The sequence below is a fragment of the Lysinibacillus sp. 10T31 genome (assembly GCF_056394365.1).
Genome location: NZ_JBFTHS010000190.1, coordinates 1 through 480, shown reverse-complemented (window position 1 = coordinate 480; position 480 = coordinate 1). Strand labels below are relative to the sequence as shown.

Sequence of the window (480 nt, the reverse complement as noted above, 5' to 3'; positions counted from 1 at the left end):
GTCGATAGCACGGGTGCTGCGATCATGGACAACTCGGTCGTGCCTGCGGTACAGAAGACCTTCTCGGTTCAAACAACGGTCAATGGTTCGCCTGCTGCCGGTGAGAGCTTCAGTATTTCGTTGACCGGTGCCAACTCTTCGGACAACCGCAACAGCACCGCTCTGGTCGGTTTGCAGACCAAGCAAACGGTGGATACCGGCTCGGTGAGCAAGGGGCTCAGCCTCTCGGACGCCTACGGCAAACTGGTGTCCAACGTTGGCGCCCAGGCGGCTCAGGCCAAGTCTGACGGCGGTGCCGCCACGGTGATTCTGACCGGTGCCAAGAATGCCCGCGATGCCCTGTCGGGTGTCAACCTCGATGAAGAGTCCGGCAACCTGGTGAAATACCAGCAGTACTACACAGAATGCCCGCGATGCCCTGTCGGGTGTCAACCTCGATGAAGAGTCCGGCAACCTGGTGAAATACCAGCAGTACTACAC

The 480-nt window shown here is 59.2% G+C and carries 1 protein-coding gene; it reads left to right on the top strand.

Annotated elements, in window-relative coordinates; genetic code table 11:
- On the top strand, positions 1-441 hold a 441-nt coding region (locus AC1DCY_RS27575; protein WP_477355920.1), incomplete at its 5' end, for a hypothetical protein.
- Between the last annotated feature and the right edge of the window lie 39 nt (positions 442-480).